Genomic DNA, 15,642 nt, shown 5'->3' with positions numbered 1-15,642 from the left:
TAGTATATAATTGCTTTTCACTGATTTCAATAGTCAATCAATTTTTTGACCATTTAACACACCTTGTTCCTCAATATAATGTCGCAAGCCTTCATAGCATTTGTTTACCCAAAACTCATTAGAATGAATTAATTTTACTGCATCTTGTCTTGCCACCTCTAACGCCCTATAATCATGTACGACATCTGCCACCTTAAAATCAGGTAACCCACTTTGTTTTGAACCAAAAAAATCTCCAGGTCCTCTAAGCTCCAAATCACGTTCAGAAAGGACAAACCCATCGTTCGTTTCGGTCATAATCTTCATTCTTTCTTTACCTACTTCTGATTTAGGATCCGCTAATAAGATACAATACGATTGAGCCTCACCACGTCCAACCCTCCCTCTCAGTTGATGTAGCTGAGCTAACCCGAATCTCTCGGCATCATAAATAACCATAACCGTAGCATTAGGTACATTAACCCCAACCTCTACAACAGTCGTTGATACTAATATTTGCGTTTCATTTTTACTAAACGATTCCATGACAGCGTCTTTTTCTGTAGGATGCAAACGTCCATGCATTAAACCAACTTTCCACTTTCCTTTGAAATGCTGCTCAAGAATCATATGGACATCAATCGCATTTTGTACATCAAGCTTTTCAGACTCTTCAATTAAAGGGCAGATAACATAAGCTTGCCTACCCGCCTTAAGTTCTTTTTCAATGAAGTCAAGCACTCTCTCAAGCATATCGGGTTTAGCCCAATACGTTTCAATTTGCTTCCTGCCAGCTGGCATTTCATCAATGATAGACACATCCATATCTCCAAACACTGAAATTGCTAATGTACGAGGAATTGGGGTTGCCGTCATAAAAAGTACATCCGGATTTTCTCCCTTATCACGCAAAACTCGCCTTTGTTCCACTCCAAATCGATGTTGTTCATCTGTAATGACCAATCCTAAATTATTAAATTTAACATCGTCTTGAATTAACGCATGTGTCCCGACAACTAGTGACAGCTCTCCGCTTTCTAGCATCGCCAGTCGCTCAGCTCTCTTCTTTCCTTTTACTGAACCTGACAAGAGCTCCACCTGAATTTCAAATGGTTCTAACAAAGCTTTTAGTGATTGAACATGCTGCTCAGCTAGTATTTCTGTTGGCACCATTAATGCCGCTTGATAGCCTGCTCGAATAACTGCATACATACATACTGCCGCAACGACCGTTTTCCCAGAACCAACATCCCCTTGCAATAAGCGATTCATCCGATAGTTTGATTGAATATCTCCTATTATTTCATTAACAACACGTTTTTGTGCACCTGTCAGCGGAAATGGCAACTGCTTAATAAACTCCTCTATTTCTCCCTTTGGAACAAGAAGGGCACGTCCATTTGTTCGATCTCTGTTCTCCTTACGAAAAGCTTGCATTTTTAACTGGAATAATAGAAATTCCTCATAGACCATTCTTCTCCTTGCATGTTTCATTGATTCAGCATTTGGGGGAAAATGCAGCATAGAAAGAGCTTCTTTTTTAGTTGGTAGCCTATATTGTTGTAACAGGTCCGATGGCAGAATGTCATAAATTTCTCCACCAAATTGATTCATTGCTTGGTAGATAAACTTTCGCATTGCTTTTATCGTTAATTTTCCTGAAACTGAATAGATAGGAGAAATTGTCTGTTCTCTTTCTTCACGTCCTTTATACATTTCACTACCAGTAATTGTCATCCTGTGCTGATCCCACTTCCCCGTAATGGTTAGTTCTGAACCTACTGCAATCTGACTTTTTAAAAAGGCACGGTTAAAAAACGTTACCGTAATGAGGATCCGATTAACTAGAAACCGAAAAGATAATCGGTTTTTCTTCTTTCCAAAATACCTAACTGATGGTTCACTTTGTACAATTCCACTTACAGTCACTCGCTCCTCATGCTTCACATCATGAAGATCTTTTAATTGATAGTCTTCATAACGAAACGGGAAGTGTTCTAATAAATCACCAACTGTAAAAATACGCAATCCTTGTAGTTGCTTAGCTGTCTCCTCGCCAATTCCATTCACATCTAAAACTGGTCTATTCATTGCTTCATTCATTTTTTATCTAGCGACACCCCGTAGATCTTTGCCTCAAGTTCACGCCCTGTCGGTGTCGCTGCTAACCCTCCTTGTGCCGTTTCTCGTAAAGCTTCAGGCATCGTCTGGCCGATCTTATACATAGCGTCAATTACCTCATCACAAGGAATTCGGCTTGTAATTCCAGCAAGAGCCATATCAGCAGCAACAATTGCAATGGACGCACCAATAGCATTTCGCTTCACACAAGGAACTTCCACAAGCCCTGCGACAGGATCACAGACTAGCCCCAACATATTTTTCAAAGCTATAGCCATTGCTTCTGCAGACTGACTCGGTGTTCCCCCTGCTAACTCTACTAATGCAGCAGCTGCCATCCCAGTAGCTGAACCGACTTCAGCTTGACACCCTCCAGCTGCACCGGAGATCGATGCATTATTTGCAACGACAAAGCCAAATGCCCCAGCTACAAATAAGTAGTTGACCATTTGTTCATCGGTCGGTTTTAATTTCTTTGTCACCCCAAATAAAACACCCGGAACTACTCCCGCTGATCCTGCAGTAGGAGTTGCACAAATCGTCCCCATCGCAGCATTTACTTCGTTTGTTGCTACAGCTTTACTAACCGCATCTAATACTGTCTCACTTGATAAATATTGCCCTTTTTTAATGTATTCTTGAAGAAGTACAGCATCTCCGCCCGTTAATCCTGATACGGAACGAACCTTCTCAGTAATGCCGCGCTCGACAGCTGCTTTCATGACATTCAGATTTTTTAGCATTTGGTCTCTTATTTCTTTACGTGTTCGACCTGTTACTTCCATCTCTTGTTCAATCATTACTTCTGAAATGGATTTGCTCGTTGATTCTGCTATCTCAACTAATTCAGCTACATTTTTAAACATGAAAAGCCACCTCCAAATTCATAGTTTTTATATTAATCATGAATTTTCGTTACCTTCATGATGTTCGGTAATCTTTCTAACTCTACTAGTAGCGAATCTTCAACATTTTGATCTACTTCAATCACCATTAATGCTTCTTTCCCTCGTTCTTTTCGTGATACTTCCATATGACCAATATTTATTTCATATTTAGCTAGAACATTTGAGACACTAGCAATAACACCGTACCGATCATTGTGTACAACTAATATCGCTGGATGATTCCCTGATAATCGAAGGACAAAACCGTTTAATTCAATAATTTCTATTTTCCCACCGCCAATTGAAATTCCAACAAGCTCTATCTTGTCTTCCCCTTTAGTTAGAACAACTCTTGCTGTATTAGGGTGATCAGTAATGGCTTCTTCTTCATAGAATTTCACTTGAATCATTTCTTCTTTTGCAATAGTCAAAGCTTGTGTAATACGAGAATCAAACGTATCAAAATCTAAAATTCCACCTACGATAGCAACATCTGTACCGTGTCCTTTAAAAGTCTTAGCAAACGAACCATAAAAATAAATATCTGCCTGTTCAGGTTTTTGTCCAAATAATGTGCGTGCTACTCTGCCAATCCTAGCTGCCCCCGCTGTATGCGAGCTAGATGGACCTATCATCACAGGCCCGATAATATCAAAGACCGTACGATACTTCATACGATAACCTCCTGTTATCCTATTTCCGCTATTTAAAATAAAAAATAAAAGGTGACCCAGGTAGAGTCAACGACTAGCGAAAACAATAAAAACAACAAAAATACATCGCATTTCGTCATCTATTGCACACTAGAGGTCAGACATCTTTACATGAGTCACCCTCATATTATCAATTAATCAAGCTTTTGTCATAACAATCGAAACCGTCCCCGGCCCTACATGTGCCCCTATAACAGCTCCTATCGATGTAACTACATCACTTTCTACAACAAACTCCGCTTTAATTCTCTCAACCATTTCCTCAGCTAGTGTTTCGTTCATTGCATGAGAGATCCCAACATGAACAGGGCCAGATCCATACTTCTCTTTTAAAACCTCAATAATTCGGGTCATCGCCTTCTTTTGTCCACGTGCTTTTTCGAACGAGTACACTTCCCCTTCATCGGTTAGAGATAAGATCGGTTTAATTTTCAGCATAGAACCAAGCACAGCAGACGCTTTTCCAATTCGTCCATTTTTCTGTAGATATTCAAGTGTATCTACCATAAAAAACAAATTTGTATCATGTAATAATTCATCTAACCTTGCTTGACATTGCTCTAACGAATATCCCTCTTTTGCCAATTTAGCAATCTCTGTGACAATAATTCCAATACCGTAGGATGCACGCTTCGAATCAATAACATGAATCGATTCATCTTCTTCCATCGACTGTTTCGCAATCGTTGCCGCTTGATACGTCCCACTCATTTTGGATGATATGTGAATGGAAATAATCTTGCTTTCGCCATCATTTAATAGTGAACGGTACACTTCTTCAAACTGATAAGGCGTAGGTTGAGACGTAGATGGAATCGTGTTAGACGCTTTTACCTTTTTATAAAATTCGTCAGCTGTAAGTGTGACTCCATCTTCATACGATTCCGTTTCAGAGAAGATTACATTCAATGGGACAACTGTAATTCCTAACTGTTCGGCTAAATCAGCCGGTATATCTGCTGTACTATCTGTTACAATTTTAACATTTGGCACACGAAACCCTCCTTCACTCTACCTTTACTCAACCGAGATAATATATGAGTAAAGGGGCTGATTACCTAAGTGCACATCCACTTCTACATCCGGAAACTCTTCTTCTATGAATTGGACAAGTGTAGATGTTTGCTCATCAGATGCATCTTCACCTTGCAAAATTGTAACAATTTCACTTTCATCATCAATCATTTGTTTAAATAATTGGTTAGTAACCTCTAGGATATCCGGACCCGAACTTACGATTTTCTTCTCAGCAATGCCCATAAAATCATCTTTTTTAATATCCACACCGTCAATATTCGTATCTCGTACGGCAAATGTCACTTGACCTGATTTAACGGTTGACAACGCATCTTTCATCATACCTGCATTGACTTCTAAGCCTTGAGTAGGGTTAAAAGATAAAAGAGCTGCAAGTCCTTGAGGAACCGTTTTCGATGGTACAACTACCGCTTTCTCTCCAACGACTTTAGCTGCTTGTTCCGCGGCCATGATAATATTTCCGTTATTTGGTAAGATAATCACTTTTTCTGCATGAACTTCTTCGATAGCATTAACAATATCCTCCGTACTAGGGTTCATTGTTTGTCCACCCTCGATGACAACTCCTGCACCTAAGCCTTTAAAGAGATTGGCAATCCCATCTCCCATTGCGACCGTGACAATACCAAATTCACTCTTTTCCTTTTCCTTATTAGGTAGATCAGCACTTGATCCTTGACCATACGCTTCTTTCGTTTCATCTAAAAGGTGAGTATGTTGTTCACGCATGTTTTCAATTTTTATATTAATTAATTCTCCATACCTTTGGGCTTTTGTTAATACTTCACCTGGCTGTTCAGCGTGGATATGTACTTTAATTAGATCATCATCTGAAACAACAAGAAGCGAATCACCTAGCTCGCTTAATTCTTCTCTAAATTCTGTTTCAACAAATGGATTTTTCCGTGTTTTTTCGGCCTGAATTCGAACCATCACTTCCGTACAAAACCCAAACTCAATATCCTCAGTTGCCATATGACTTTGAGCATTGTGATGTTCAATCTTCACAAGATTATCCATTGAGATTTCTTCTGCAGTTGATACCTCAGAAAGCTCTTCTCCTTTTAAAACCGCTAAGAAACCTTCGTAAATGTAAACCAACCCTTGGCCACCTGAATCAACAACCCCAACTTCTTTTAAAACAGGTAGTAAGTCCGGTGTGCGTTTCAAAGAGGCTTTTGCTTCATTCAGTGTTTCTTCCATGACATAAACGACATCATCATGTTTTTTAGCAGTTTTAACTGCATGTTTCGCAGCATCCTTTGCAACAGTTAAGATCGTTCCTTCAACAGGTTTCATAACAGCTTTATATGCGGTTTCAACTCCACGCTCAAACGCTTCAGCTAAATCATTTGCCGTGATTTCCGCTTTGCCTTCAACCTGTTTAGAAAACCCTCTAAACAATTGTGAAAGAATGACCCCCGAATTTCCTCTTGCCCCCATTAGTAATCCTTTTGCAAATGCAGCTGCTACTTTACTCGAGTCATTTTGAATATTTTGCTTTACTTCTTTTACTCCTGAAGTGATGGATAGATTCATATTTGTACCTGTATCGCCATCTGGAACAGGAAATACATTTAATGCGTCCACCACTTTCACATGTCTCGATAAATTTGCTGCACCTTCAATATACATGTAGGCAAGCTTCGTACCTTCAATTTGTTTTGCCACGAACTTTTTCCTCCTAACTAAGCGCTTACGGGTTCGTGACGCGGACACCTTGAACAAAGATGTTCACGGAATCAACATCAAGCCCTAACATTTGTTCTAGTTGATATTTAACTTTTGTTTGTACGTTATAAGCCACCTCAGAAATTTTTGTTCCATAGCTGACAATGATGTACATATCAATATGAATTTGTTCTTCGTCTTCACGAATGACGACTCCCCGACGAAAATTTTCTTTCCCTAGTAGATCGGTAAGGCCATCTTTCAGTTGCTTTTGAGAAGCCATTCCGACGATTCCATAACAATCAATAGCTGCTCCACCAGCAATTGTTGCAACAACATCCTTTGAAACATCTACAACACCTAGTTGAGTTTTCATTTCAATTGACATTCCCATTCCTCCCTCTCGAAGACAAACTTGATTCACTAAAGTCATTTTACTATAATATACCTCAATTTAAAAGCGTATTCGAATCTAAGCACTTTTCACAAGTGTCAAGCAAGATTACTTGATAAAGTTTCTAGGAAGCTATTGCATTATACCAAGGGCTGTGCTACTATATTCAAGTATGATTTCAAGTGTCTGTATTGGGAATAAGGAGGTGCATATCATGGCACGTAAATGTTATATTACAGGTAGACAAGCTCGCACGGGAAACAAACGCTCTCACGCACTTAATAAAACGAAGCGCCGTTGGGGTGCAAACGTTCAAAAGGTACGTATTTTAGTAGACGGTAAACCAAAACGTGTGTACGTTTCTACTCGCGCACTTAAGTCTGGTAAAGTAGAACGCGTATAAGTTGTGAATTTCATTCACAACTCTAACAAAAAAGCACCGATATACGGTGCTTTTTTGTTTTACCCTTTTTTTAATGAGTTCAATACTGCCTTGACAAACCCACCTAAAAACTTAGGTAGCTTGATCGTGTAGAATTTCATAGCTCCTCCTCCTCAACGTGAATAGCCACCACGGGGATAATGTTAAAGAAACTTGACTCACGACCTAGGACGTGAAGCAAAGTGCCCCTATCCATCAAGCCATTTTGTTTAGACAAGAATCAATGATAAGGATAAAAATAATTGCTCCTTTTAAACTTATATATCTAGATACGACAAACTATTCCTATTTTTTTATGATGTCATACCTACGTTACACCCTTGCTTGAGCAAATTATCCTTGTCTCTTTATCATTATGCATATGCCCTATACCTCAATATATGTCTGTTGAAAAAGAATGTTCATCTTCATTAAAAATAATCAAACGTGTCCATAATGGAGCGACTAAAACAAAACGATGTCTACTTCTTTTCAAGAAGCTTTGGCAATGGGCTTAGACGTAAGATTTAGTCGATGTACTTAAATAAGTTAGAGCTTTTCCTTTTTTGAAATTTTCTTTATTCACTTTGCTCGTCTGCTTAAAAAAAAGCCCAAAAAAACAACATGCTCTACTTTTTGAGCATGTTGTTTTTGTTATCCTCTAATTTCAGATATTGCTATAGCACGGTTTTCTTGATTGTAAATGGCTGATCCTGCAACTAATACATTTGCTCCTGCTTCAACACATTTCCTTGCGGTTTTCGGATTTACTCCTCCATCAACTTCAATTTCAACCTGTAAGCCTCGGCTTTGAACCATTTGAGAAACCTTTTCAATCTTCGTTAAAACAGAATCTATAAATCTTTGTCCTCCAAACCCTGGGTTAACCGTCATCAATAGAACTAAATCAACTTCATCTAATATTGGTTCAATTAGCTCTACTGGAGTTGCAGGATTTAATACGATCCCAGCTTTCACACCTTGTTCCTTTATTAGATGAATCGTTCTATGTAAATGTGGGGTTGCTTCAACATGAACGGAAATGATATCAGCACCCGCTTTTGCGAACTGCGGAATATAGGCATCAGGATTTTCAATCATTAAATGAACATCTAACGGTAAATCAGTAATAGGACGAATCGCCTCAACAACAAGCGGACCAATTGTAATGTTCGGAACAAAATGTCCATCCATAACATCAACATGAATATAATCTGCTCCAGCTTGCTCGACATCTTTTATATCTTCAGCTAAGTTAGCAAAATTAGCTGATAAGATTGAAGGTGCAATCTTAATCATCAGTCATATCTCCTTTTTTGGCTTTTAATCTCATCTAAAAACTGTAAATAATGTTTCATTCTTGTCGAACTGATTTCCCCTTGGTCGTAAGCTGCTTTAACTGCACACTTCGGTTCAGATGTATGGGTACAGCCTCTAAATTTACAATTTGCAGCTCTTTCCTCCATCTCAGGGAAGCAATTTGATAAATCGTCAGCTTCCAAATCAATAAAATCAAGCGAACTAAACCCTGGTGTATCAGCAACCAATCCACCACCTATAGAAAGCAATTCAACGTGTCTTGTCGTATGCTTTCCCCTTCCAAGATGGGAGGATATTTCATTTGTTTCGATATTTAATTCTGGTTTTAAACTATTTAACAGAGAGGACTTTCCTACACCTGATTGCCCCGCTACCACACTTACCCGCCCATTAAGATACGGCAGAATTTTATCGATTCCGTTGTTATGCAAAGTAGACGTCAATAAGACGGTATAGCCAATTCCTTCATACTCTTTTTTGAATGCTTCGATTCCTGTTAGTGATGAATCATCAAGGAGATCTACTTTACTAATAATGATAACTGGAATTAAATTGTTCGCTTCAATATGTACAAGAAAACGGTCTAGAAGCAATGGACTAAAGTCAGGCTCTAACGCAGAAAAAACAAGTAATGCTTGATCAACATTGGCAATAGGGGGACGAATGAGTTCATTTTTGCGCTCAAACACATCAAGAATATAACCGTCTGTAACATTCTCTGCTTCAAACTCAACTTGATCTCCGACTAAAGGTTTAATTTGACGTTTACGAAAATTTCCCCTTCCACGACATTGAAAAACACCGTCTTCCGATTGAACATAATAAAAACCACTTAATGCTTTAACAATCATTCCAGTTGCCATGCAGAACCTCCTAATTTAATAACCAATGACAAAAGGCAAGTATTTTCATCCCCCTTGTCATTTCTTAATTTAACGCCTACGAAACTCATAAGGACCTAAATCTTTTTCAAGCTTCCCATCAATATAAATTTCAATATATCCATTTTGTGATGGGGATGTCACCAAAGGGATTGAATATAGTTTAGTGTCAGTAATTGTTTCATCTTCAAACACTCTTTCTTGCCCTCCAGTAGTATGATCACGATAAATAATTCGAATGTCAAATGATTCTCCCGCCTCACGTTCCTCAGCAGACATTTGAATTTCTTGACGAACTTCGTAATTATAAACTGGTTCTTCTTCTGGCTCTGGCTCTGGTTCTGGTCCCCTTGATATCGTAAGGTTTACTGTTTGACCTTTTGTTAACTCCGTATTAGGAGCAGGTGATTGTCTTAGAACCCTGCCAGATTCAATCGTATTTGAATGTTCATAACTTATATTATGATTAAGACCAGCTTCAGTTAAATAGGTAACCCCTTCAGACTCTCTTACATTCTGAAGGTCTCGCAAGCGAATAACTTGTGCAACACTATACGTTAGATGAATCGTTGTTTCATCAACAATAACCAGGGTTCCTGGTTCAGGATCCTGTACGGTCACATATCCAGGAGAGTGCTGATCTGTTTCTTGCTCGGTTGTTTCAACCGTAAATCCTTGTCCTCTTAATTGACTTGCAGCCCTATCAATGTGCATGCCAACAACATCATCTAGTTCCACTTCTTCCCTACCTTGACTCACAAAAAGCCGTACAGTAGAACCTTCTTTTACCATTGATCCTGAAACTGGATTTTGTCTAACAACATGCCCCTCTGCGATTTCATCATCTTCTATTTCCTCCCTTACAACTTGAAGCTTCAGGGACGTTAACTCCTCTTCTGCTTCTTCGAAAGGAAGTTCTACCACACTTGGAACTTCAACTTCTCCGACTTGAAAAATAGTCGGCAATAATGCAAAGGCTGCAATCGCTCCACCAATCATCAGTAAGGCGATAACAACTAAGATAGTAAGCCACCTTTTCCCTTTCTTCTTCGGTTTTGGTTTTGGCTTTGTTTCTGGTTCCTTTTTAATAGGTTCTACTGGCTTACTATGTGTTTTTGTTAGAGGAACTTCAACCGTCTTATCAAGATCCGTCGTTTCATGTTCACGAATAATCGGGATCGCTTTTGTTGCTTCTTCATCCTCGGCCTCCACTACAAAAACAGCTTCATTCTCTCTTTCAGGAGCTAATACAGTAAGGACATCTTCTTCCATTTCTTGAACCGTAGCGTATCGCTTAAGAGGATCCTTGACTGTTGCTTTGCGTATGACATTTTCAATACTTTGTGGGAGCGATGGAACTTTCTCCTTTGCCGATGGAACTTCGTTTTGTAAATGTTTAATCGCAATTGAGACAGCTGTGTCCCCTTGAAAAGGTAATTCTCCAGTTACCATCTCATATAAAACAATACCTAATGAATAAATATCTGATTTATACGTGACATGACCACCACGAGCTTGTTCGGGAGAAAGATAATGCACAGACCCCATAACTGAATTCGTATGGGTAATCGTAGCAGCTGAAATAGCACGAGCAATTCCAAAGTCTGTTACCTTCACAACACCCTCATTACTTATTAGAATATTATGCGGCTTAATGTCGCGATGAATAAGATGGTTTGCATGAGAATGCTCAAGTGCCGAAAGCATCTGTTCCATATAATCGACTGCTTCTTCGACAGGGATCGGTCCTCGTGATTGAATTAATTCCTTTAACGTTGGACCTTCAACATATTCCATTACTATGTAATACGTATTGCCTTCCTCCCCAACATCATAAATGTTTACAATGTTAGGATGTGCTAAACTTGTAGCCGATTGTGCCTCACGTCTAAAGCGCTGGATAAATTGCTCATCATCAGAAAATTGAGGTTGTAATACCTTCACAGCAACATGGCGGTCAAGAATGACGTCGAGCGCTTTATAAACATTGGCCATTCCTCCGCCACCAATTGTCTCGAGAATTTGATAGCGACCACTTATGCGCTGCCCAATCATTGCTGTTTGCTCCGCTCGTCCGATTTGTCTTTAAAATCGATAATTGCCACTGTTATGTTATCTTCCCCACCGCGCTCATTTGCAAGGTTTATTAATTTATCTGCTTTTGATGGCAATTCATCAAATCCTTCAAGGTGCGCTCTCAATTCATCATTACTAACTTTATTCGTTAATCCGTCTGAACACAACAAGATCTGTTGATCTTCCTCAACTTGCAACGTTGTCACATCAATTTTTATTTCGCTTTCTGTTCCCAAAGCACGCAAGAGAACATTTCTTCTTGGATGATGTTCTGCTTCTTCTTCTGAAATTTGCCCATTCCTAACAAGTTCTTGAACAAGAGAATGGTCTGACGTTTTTAATTGAAATCCAAATTCATTATAAACATAGGCACGACTATCACCAATGTGAGCAATTGAAATAAATTCGTCCATACATAACGCAACAACAAGAGTCGTACCCATTCCACGGCATTCTGGGTGTTCCTCAGCGTGCGAGTATAGTTGTTCATTAATACGTTGAAACTGCTCTATTAACCATTTCTCTGCATCTACAACAGTAGCAATTTCTTTGACTTCTTTCCACACATCACGTAAATAACTGGTAGTCATCGCACTAGCTACATCCCCAGCACGATGTCCCCCCATTCCATCAGCTACTACAGCAAGGACACCTATTTCGTTATTAAATACTCCACCACTGTCCTCATTATGTGCGCGAACTTTCCCTACGTCTGTTCGAAAAGTAAACTCCATCTCCTAGTCACCTCGTCTCCTCTTTTCGCTCCTTTGCTCGAAGCTGACCACAAGCGGCATCAATATCATGACCTTGCTCTCTCCTAATCGTTACATTGACACCGCGTTTTTTCAATACTTTTTCAAACGCAAAAATCTGCTCTCTTGGTGTGCGAACATAGTCCCGTTCTAATACGTAGTTTACAGGAATTAGATTTACATGGCATTTAATCCCCTTAATTAAATCGGCCAAAAGCTCTGCATGTTCTTCTTGATCATTAACACCTCCAAACAATCCATACTCAAACGTAACACGTCTGCCTGTCGTTTCAATATAGTAACGAATCGAATCCATTAGTTTTTCAAGCGGCCATGCTCTATTGACTGGCATTAGCTTACTACGAATTTCTGTTGTTGGCGCATGTAGGGAAATAGCAAAATTTATTTGCATTTTCTCATCAGCAAATTTATAAATTTTCGGAACGACACCACTTGTTGAAACCGTAATATGACGTGCACCGATGTTTAGCCCTTTTTCATGATTTATTGTTTTTAAGAAGGGAACAAGCTCATCGTAGTTATCAAATGGCTCACCAATTCCCATAACAACAACTGAACTTACTCGCTCTTCCACTTCGTCCATTGCTCTTTGAGATTCCAGTACTTGTGCAACGATTTCTCCTGCTTCCAAATTTCTCTTTAACCCACCAAGAGTCGAAGCACAGAATGTACAACCTAGTCTACACCCCACTTGAGTAGTTACACAAACACTATTTCCATAGTCATGTCGCATAACAACTGTTTCAATGGAATAGCCATCATGTAATTCAAATAAAAATTTCACTGTTCCATCGGATGATACTTGTCTTGTCACAATTTTCAATGTAGTGATAGTAAAGGAATTTGCTAGCTTTTCACGCAAATCCTTTGACAGGTTTAACATTTCCCCAAAACTCGTCACACGCTTTTGATATAACCATTCAAAAATTTGTGTAGCACGGAATTTTGGCTCATCTTGTTCCTTAAGCCAGTCTTGTAAATCTTCAAATTTAAGTGAATAAACGGACCGAAGTTGTCCACTTTCTGGTACTTTAACTGTCTTTTTTAATTCTTCCATCGTCGCACACCTTTCGCCTGTTAATTATTGTTTGATAAGACTTGCTATAAAAAAGCCGTCTGTTTGGAAATCTTGAGGAAGAATGGTAACCATTCCTTCTACATATCGGCCTAGCGCTTTCTCAGGAAGTCTATCTTTTAACGTTTTATCTAGTTGGAAATCTGGATGCTCAGCTAAGAAATTCGCGACACTTTTTTCATTCTCATCTTTGTCTACTGTACAAGTACTATAAATAAGTGTTCCACCTTGTTTTACGAACGGGGCTACTGCTTGTAAAATGTCTTGCTGAATATTCTTTATCGCCTTAATATCTGTTTCTCTTTTCGACCATTTAATATCAGGCTTTCTTCTAATAACCCCAAACCCACTACAAGGTGCATCGACTAACACACGATCAAATTGTCCCTTCACATTTTCGTGAATTTTTCTCGCATCCATTGCTTCAGCCTGAATACATGATAAACCAAGTCTCTTTGTTTGATCATGGATCAACTTCACTTTGTGGTCATGTAAATCAAATGACAAAACGGTTCCCGTATCGTCCATTTGTTCAGCAATGTGAGTTGATTTCCCTCCTGGTGCAGCACACGTATCAGCCACTGTCATTCCAGGTTTTGCCCCGACAGCTCGTCCAACTAGCATCGAACTTTCATCTTGCGCTGTTACATAGCCTTTTTTGTACGTATTCGTTTGAAAAACATTTCCTTTTTCTACAATGATTGCATCAGGTGATAAATCTCCATGCTTCACTTGTAATCCTTCTTTCTCTAAAAGCAAAAGTGCTTCTTCTACCGACGCTTTCACTTGATTCACACGAACTGTTACATTTGGCGGTTCTAAGCTTGATTGACACATTTCCCTTGTTTCGTCTAATCCATATTGAGCAACCCAACGCTTTACTAACCAAACTGGGTAGCTATATTCAAGGGCAACTCTTTCTGTCTCATCTTTTATGTGTGCTAGGGAGGGGAGTCCTTCTCTTTGAATAGACCGGAGCACGCCATTTACCATCCCACTTATGCCTTTATGTCCACGTTTTTTGGCGATAGCCACAGCTTCATGAATTACAGCCCGTTCTGGAACACGATCTAAATAAGCTATTTGATACACGGATAAGCGTAATAATACCTTTACCCAATCCTGCAGGGAAGGGACTCCTTTTTTTACAAATGACTGTAAATAATAATCGAGCGTATCTCTGCGCTGGATCGTCCCATACACAATTTCTGTCAATAAACCGACATCTCTTGGATCTAACTTTGTTCGATTTACAGTTTGGTTTAAAAGGAGGTTGCTATAGGCTTGATTTTTCTCAATTTGAAGCAAAATTTCTAAGGCTACCTCACGAACTGGTTTACTCATTTGATTCTCCTAGCTTCATTCCATTTTTTAAATAGGCACCTGCACCCCGAATAAAAGAGGTCGCATCCATTTTCTTTTTACCTGAAGGTTGAAGTTCTGTAATTTTTATTGCCATGTTTGATCCTGTTGCCACAATAATTCCATCTTGTTCAATCCGTTCAATTGTTCCAGCTGGAACTGATTGGTTTGACTGTACCTTCTCACCCCACCATACTTTTAACGGCTTTCCATCTAAAATTGTATATGCAACGGGCCATGGATGCAGCCCTCTTATTTGATTATATAAGTCTTCCCCTGAACGACTCCAGTTAAGCAATTCCATCTCACGTGAAATGTTTCGTGCAAAAGTAACATCAGCTTCATCTTGTGTTTTAGCTGACAGATTGCCTTTAATGAGTTCGGGGATCGTTTCAATTAAGAGATTGGCACCAGCTATACTTAACTTATCATGCATTGTCCCTACATGATCTTTTTCTTCAATTGGGACACGTACTTGTGAAATCATATCACCTGCGTCTAATTTCTCAACCATATACATAATTGTTACACCAGATTCTTTCTGACCATCTATAATCGCTTGATGAATAGGAGCACCGCCACGGTATTTTGGAAGAAGAGAGGCATGAACATTAATGCAGCCATGTTTTGGATAATCTAGAAGTTCTTTCGGTAGAATCTGCCCAAATGCTGCTGTGACAATCAAATCTGGTTCATATGAAAATACTTTGTCTAACTCATTTTTTTCACGAATTTTTTCTGGTTGCAGTACATCAATATGATGCTTCTCAGCTTCTATTTTTACAGGGGGTGGAGTCAAGATACGTTTTCTACCTACGGGACGATCTGGTTGCGTCACGACAGCAGCAATATCGTATCCTTCATTTATTAAGTTTCTTAACACGGGGACGGAGAAATCAGGTGTTCCCATAAAAACAATTTTCATTTAAAC

At 39.2% G+C, this 15,642-nt stretch carries 15 protein-coding genes; 1 reads left to right on the top strand and 14 read right to left on the bottom strand.

The window, feature by feature from the left end; all coding sequences use genetic code 11:
- Nucleotides 1-33: 33 nt before the first annotated feature.
- From recG to MF646_RS04735, 6 genes are all read right to left on the bottom strand, one after another.
- Entirely contained in the window at nucleotides 34-2,082 is a 2,049-nt protein-coding gene (gene recG, locus MF646_RS04760; RefSeq protein WP_250095355.1) for an ATP-dependent DNA helicase RecG, read from the bottom strand.
- The gene (gene sdaAA / locus MF646_RS04755; protein ID WP_250095354.1) at nucleotides 2,079-2,966 is read right to left on the bottom strand and encodes an L-serine ammonia-lyase, iron-sulfur-dependent, subunit alpha; all 888 of its coding nucleotides are present in this window, start codon (nucleotides 2,964-2,966) and stop codon (nucleotides 2,079-2,081) included. The genes recG and sdaAA overlap by 4 nt, the downstream gene beginning before the upstream one ends.
- A gap of 32 nt (nucleotides 2,967-2,998) precedes the next feature.
- Nucleotides 2,999-3,661 (bottom strand): L-serine ammonia-lyase, iron-sulfur-dependent subunit beta, encoded by a 663-nt coding sequence (sdaAB, locus tag MF646_RS04750; protein ID WP_250095353.1) that lies wholly within the window; start codon nucleotides 3,659-3,661, stop codon nucleotides 2,999-3,001.
- A gap of 177 nt (nucleotides 3,662-3,838) precedes the next feature.
- Nucleotides 3,839-4,693: a DegV family protein gene (locus MF646_RS04745; protein WP_250095352.1), complete on the bottom strand. Its 855-nt coding sequence runs from the start codon at nucleotides 4,691-4,693 to the stop codon at nucleotides 3,839-3,841.
- A 24-nt stretch (nucleotides 4,694-4,717) separates the two neighbouring features.
- Nucleotides 4,718-6,373: a DAK2 domain-containing protein gene (locus MF646_RS04740; protein ID WP_250095583.1), complete on the bottom strand. Its 1,656-nt coding sequence runs from the start codon at nucleotides 6,371-6,373 to the stop codon at nucleotides 4,718-4,720.
- Between the two features lie 61 nt (nucleotides 6,374-6,434).
- Nucleotides 6,435-6,797 carry an Asp23/Gls24 family envelope stress response protein gene (locus MF646_RS04735; RefSeq protein ID WP_034629730.1) on the bottom strand — a complete coding sequence of 121 codons (363 nt, stop codon included), beginning with the start codon at nucleotides 6,795-6,797 and terminating at the stop codon, nucleotides 6,435-6,437.
- Nucleotides 6,798-7,017: 220 nt separating this feature from the next.
- Between MF646_RS04735 and rpmB the strand changes: the two genes are divergently transcribed.
- Nucleotides 7,018-7,206, top strand: a complete 189-nt coding sequence (gene rpmB, locus MF646_RS04730; protein WP_250095351.1) for a 50S ribosomal protein L28 — start codon at nucleotides 7,018-7,020, stop codon at nucleotides 7,204-7,206.
- A gap of 59 nt (nucleotides 7,207-7,265) precedes the next feature.
- On the opposite strand, the gene spoVM is transcribed toward rpmB, so the two are convergent.
- From spoVM to fmt, 8 genes are all read right to left on the bottom strand, one after another.
- A complete protein-coding gene (gene spoVM / locus MF646_RS04725) occupies nucleotides 7,266-7,346 on the bottom strand; it encodes a stage V sporulation protein SpoVM (protein ID WP_034629734.1) in 81 nt (26 codons plus the stop codon).
- Between the two features lie 532 nt (nucleotides 7,347-7,878).
- Nucleotides 7,879-8,523: a ribulose-phosphate 3-epimerase gene (gene rpe, locus MF646_RS04720; RefSeq protein ID WP_250095350.1), complete on the bottom strand. Its 645-nt coding sequence runs from the start codon at nucleotides 8,521-8,523 to the stop codon at nucleotides 7,879-7,881.
- On the bottom strand, nucleotides 8,523-9,407 hold the full coding sequence (gene rsgA, locus MF646_RS04715; protein WP_250095349.1) for a ribosome small subunit-dependent GTPase A: 885 nt from the start codon (nucleotides 9,405-9,407) through the stop codon (nucleotides 8,523-8,525). The genes rpe and rsgA overlap by 1 nt, the downstream gene beginning before the upstream one ends.
- Before the next feature lie 69 nt (nucleotides 9,408-9,476).
- Entirely contained in the window at nucleotides 9,477-11,480 is a 2,004-nt protein-coding gene (pknB, locus tag MF646_RS04710; protein WP_250095348.1) for a Stk1 family PASTA domain-containing Ser/Thr kinase, read from the bottom strand.
- Complete coding sequence (locus MF646_RS04705; protein WP_250095347.1) at nucleotides 11,477-12,235, bottom strand: Stp1/IreP family PP2C-type Ser/Thr phosphatase; 759 nt, start codon at nucleotides 12,233-12,235, stop codon at nucleotides 11,477-11,479. The genes pknB and MF646_RS04705 overlap by 4 nt, the downstream gene beginning before the upstream one ends.
- 7 nt (nucleotides 12,236-12,242) lie before the next feature.
- Nucleotides 12,243-13,331 carry a dual-specificity RNA methyltransferase RlmN gene (rlmN, locus tag MF646_RS04700; RefSeq protein ID WP_250095346.1) on the bottom strand — a complete coding sequence of 363 codons (1,089 nt, stop codon included), beginning with the start codon at nucleotides 13,329-13,331 and terminating at the stop codon, nucleotides 12,243-12,245.
- A gap of 24 nt (nucleotides 13,332-13,355) precedes the next feature.
- Nucleotides 13,356-14,693 (bottom strand): 16S rRNA (cytosine(967)-C(5))-methyltransferase RsmB, encoded by a 1,338-nt coding sequence (gene rsmB, locus MF646_RS04695; RefSeq protein ID WP_250095345.1) that lies wholly within the window; start codon nucleotides 14,691-14,693, stop codon nucleotides 13,356-13,358.
- The gene (gene fmt, locus MF646_RS04690) at nucleotides 14,686-15,636 is read right to left on the bottom strand and encodes a methionyl-tRNA formyltransferase (RefSeq protein ID WP_250095344.1); all 951 of its coding nucleotides are present in this window, start codon (nucleotides 15,634-15,636) and stop codon (nucleotides 14,686-14,688) included. The genes rsmB and fmt overlap by 8 nt, the downstream gene beginning before the upstream one ends.
- Between the last annotated feature and the right edge of the window lie 6 nt (nucleotides 15,637-15,642).

It is taken from the genome of Halalkalibacter alkaliphilus (genome assembly GCF_023555415.1).
Classification (GTDB): domain Bacteria; phylum Bacillota; class Bacilli; order Bacillales; family Bacillaceae_D; genus Halalkalibacter; species Halalkalibacter alkaliphilus.
This window is presented reverse-complemented; position numbering and strand designations above follow the sequence as displayed.

Coding starts and splice junctions, on each gene's coding strand:
- recG (WP_250095355.1), bottom strand. CDS start 2,082: ATGAATGAAGCAATGAATAGACCAGTTTTAGATGTGAATGGAATTGGC.
- sdaAA (WP_250095354.1), bottom strand. CDS start 2,966: ATGTTTAAAAATGTAGCTGAATTAGTTGAGATAGCAGAATCAACGAGC.
- sdaAB (WP_250095353.1), bottom strand. CDS start 3,661: ATGAAGTATCGTACGGTCTTTGATATTATCGGGCCTGTGATGATAGGT.
- MF646_RS04740 (WP_250095583.1), bottom strand. CDS start 6,373: ATGTATATTGAAGGTGCAGCAAATTTATCGAGACATGTGAAAGTGGTG.
- MF646_RS04735 (WP_034629730.1), bottom strand. CDS start 6,797: ATGTCAATTGAAATGAAAACTCAACTAGGTGTTGTAGATGTTTCAAAG.
- rpmB (WP_250095351.1), top strand. CDS start 7,018: ATGGCACGTAAATGTTATATTACAGGTAGACAAGCTCGCACGGGAAAC.
- spoVM (WP_034629734.1), bottom strand. CDS start 7,346: ATGAAATTCTACACGATCAAGCTACCTAAGTTTTTAGGTGGGTTTGTC.
- rpe (WP_250095350.1), bottom strand. CDS start 8,523: ATGATTAAGATTGCACCTTCAATCTTATCAGCTAATTTTGCTAACTTA.
- rsgA (WP_250095349.1), bottom strand. CDS start 9,407: ATGGCAACTGGAATGATTGTTAAAGCATTAAGTGGTTTTTATTATGTT.
- pknB (WP_250095348.1), bottom strand. CDS start 11,480: ATGATTGGGCAGCGCATAAGTGGTCGCTATCAAATTCTCGAGACAATT.
- MF646_RS04705 (WP_250095347.1), bottom strand. CDS start 12,235: ATGGAGTTTACTTTTCGAACAGACGTAGGGAAAGTTCGCGCACATAAT.
- rlmN (WP_250095346.1), bottom strand. CDS start 13,331: ATGGAAGAATTAAAAAAGACAGTTAAAGTACCAGAAAGTGGACAACTT.
- rsmB (WP_250095345.1), bottom strand. CDS start 14,693: ATGAGTAAACCAGTTCGTGAGGTAGCCTTAGAAATTTTGCTTCAAATT.
- fmt (WP_250095344.1), bottom strand. CDS start 15,636: ATGAAAATTGTTTTTATGGGAACACCTGATTTCTCCGTCCCCGTGTTA.